The 2625-nt window shown below is 42.1% G+C and carries 4 protein-coding genes; 3 read left to right on the forward strand and 1 reads right to left on the reverse strand.

The annotated features are described in order from the left end of the window. On the forward strand, nt 1-413 hold a 413-nt coding region (locus tag CCU_RS12310), incomplete at its 5' end, for a S1 RNA-binding domain-containing protein (RefSeq protein WP_208896241.1). Nucleotides 414-484: 71 nt separating this feature from the next. Here the strand turns inward: CCU_RS12310 and CCU_RS12315 are convergent. Then, nucleotides 485-1543: a ribonuclease H-like domain-containing protein gene (locus CCU_RS12315; protein ID WP_015534890.1), complete on the reverse strand. Its 1059-nt coding sequence runs from the start codon at nt 1541-1543 to the stop codon at nt 485-487. 202 nt (nt 1544-1745) lie between these two features. Between CCU_RS12315 and ruvA the strand changes: the two genes are divergently transcribed. After that, the gene (gene ruvA / locus CCU_RS12320) at nt 1746-2348 is read left to right on the forward strand and encodes a Holliday junction branch migration protein RuvA (RefSeq protein WP_015534891.1); all 603 of its coding nucleotides are present in this window, start codon (nt 1746-1748) and stop codon (nt 2346-2348) included. Nucleotides 2349-2374: 26 nt separating this feature from the next. After that, the coding region (locus tag CCU_RS12325; RefSeq protein WP_208896396.1) for an AAA family ATPase at nt 2375-2625 on the forward strand (251 nt) is incomplete at its 3' end.

The following is a 2625-nucleotide window of genomic DNA, read 5'->3' on the forward strand; positions in this document are numbered from 1 at the left end:
GAAGAGTTGACGATCCTAAGTCAGTTCTCAAGGTTGGTGATACTGTTAAGGCATTCATCAAGAACATTGACGGCGAGAAGATTGCTCTCAGCCTTAAGTTTGATGATACAAACCCATGGCTTAACGCAGCAGAGAAGTATGCTCCTGGAACAGTAGTTACAGGTAAGGTAGCAAGAATGGCTGATTTCGGTGCATTTATCGAGCTTGAGCCAGGTGTTGACGCACTTCTCCATGTATCACAGATCTCATATGAGCATGTTAACAAGCCAGAGGATGTATACAAGGTAGGCGATGAGGTTGAGGCAGTTGTTGTTGAGTGCAATGCAGATGACAAGAAGATCAGTCTCAGCGTAAAGGAATTACTTCCAGCTCCAGAGTATACAGATGATGTAGCAGAGGACACAGAGGAGTAATCTGATATATAGACAGTTAAGAAAACCGTAGTCGATAATGACTACGGTTTTTTTATGCCAGAATATTTATATCAGAATAGTTTGTTCAGGACTGCAAGGATATAGGCGTGGGATTGCTCACATTTTTCGTGTAATTCGGTGCTGTCCGAAAGAAAACGGTTTCCTTTAAGATCTGTATCATAGAATATCTCTCCGTGAAATCCTGGTGGACAGGGTATGAAGCTGCCGGTTTTGGTGGTGAAAGCATTGTCCTTTGTCGCTTTTTCCTTGTGGGCATCGTCCACATAAGCCGCCATTGATTTGTGTATGGCCATGTGCTCCATAGGGAGATAGTAATAATTTTTGTAGTCCTTGAAGAAGTATTTCATTTCGGTGTCCCGGGTCTTTGGAACGACCACATGCATATGTGTGTCACATGCATTTACAAGAATTCCATTCAGGGATTCCGTTATGCGGCATGGAAGCTTTGGAATGGAACAGTTGTATGTTATTGAATCGATGGTATCGGATATATCATCTATCTGAAAGTCATCAGGAATATGAGGGATATTCACAAATTCAGATATAGATATAAGCCCTCTTATATCGTCATGGTTATGGGTGAGCATATCGTCAAGCAGAGATTCGTCGTGAGAACTCAGATAATGTTTGTAGGCGGATATAAGATCGCCTCCTGATATAAAAGTATTTCTCTGGAAGTCAATCAGATGCTCTATGTCAAACTGCTTAGCCGAGTCCAGACGCAGAAGCTTTTTGTATTTTCTGGTTGTTCTATATATATCCACGCTCTGTATATTGTCAAGCGTAGTGTCCACGTCGAATTGCTCCATCTTTTTCAGCAAGTAGGGGATGTCAAAGGTATCGCCGTTGTATGACACCAGTATTTTGTGATTCTTTAGGATCTGTTCAAAATGGGACAGCATTTCAGGCTCTGAAGTTCCGTTGTCATTGAATATCAACTGGGTGCGAAATGCACTGTCTGAGAAATATGAACATCCGATCAGATAGAGATCCGAACGTTTGGCGCTGAGGCCGGTTGTTTCTATATCAAAATAGAGTATATCCGACAGCTCGTCCGATATGTGAGCTGTATCTACATTTATGTCTTCAGTATATTCAAAAATTTTCATAATGGCTCCTTTTGGTTCCTTGCGTAAGGTACATTATAGAACATGCATTGTTCTGCAATATATATAGTAGCTGTCGTTTTTCAAAAAAGCAAACATATATTCACAATTGATAAATAATATGATATAATTACGAAGATTTAGTGTCGGTTTCTATGCGATTTTGAGATACCGTCATATATTACAGGACAGGAAGAGTTAACGGATGATTTCATATATTCGAGGAGCACTTGAAATAAAGGGTGACAATTATATAGTGATCGAGTGTGGTGGAATAGGGTATCAGCTCATGGTATCCGGAAAGTTTATGGAGAAGCTTCCACCGGTACATTCAGAGATAAAAGTAAGCACATACATGTATATACGCGAGGATGAGATATGTCTGTTTGGCTTTGAGAACGCAGATGAACTCAATGTGTTCAAGATACTGCTGGGAGTGAGCGGTGTGGGGCCAAAGGTTGCCATGTCTCTTCTGTCAACACTCACCGTGAACGAGCTCAGGCTTGCGGTCATATCTGAGGATGTAAAGGCCATATCAAAGGCTAATGGAATCGGGGCAAAGGGCGCTTCGAGGATCATTCTGGAGCTCAAGGATAAGCTGAGCATGGAGGATATGATAGATGCAGCATACAATGATTCGGTTGCTGTGCAGAACGCTGCAGGCGATGTGAGAACAAATGTCATATCGGCTCTCACAGCACTTGGATATTCAGGTGTTGAGGCGGGACGTGCTGTTTCGCGCGTAGATGGTTCAGCGGATATGGATGAGGAGCAGCTCCTTAAGGCGGCACTCAGATTTATGATATAGATTATTGATCAGATAGGTAGAAAAAAATGGGCAGAATTATTTCAACAGAAAGCTTGGACATAGAAGAACAGAAAAGTGAATATAATCTCAGACCTCAGTATCTGTCGGAGTATATTGGACAGAAAAAGGTCAAGGATAATCTGCACATATTCATAGAGGCGGCGAAGAAGAGAAATGAGCCACTGGATCATCTGCTTCTGTATGGACCGCCGGGACTTGGTAAGACGACGCTGTCGACCATTGTGGCAAATGAGATGGGGGTAAATATCAAGATCAC

This window comes from Coprococcus sp. ART55/1 (assembly GCF_000210595.1).
Classification (GTDB): Bacteria; Bacillota; Clostridia; order Lachnospirales; family Lachnospiraceae; genus Coprococcus; species Coprococcus aceti.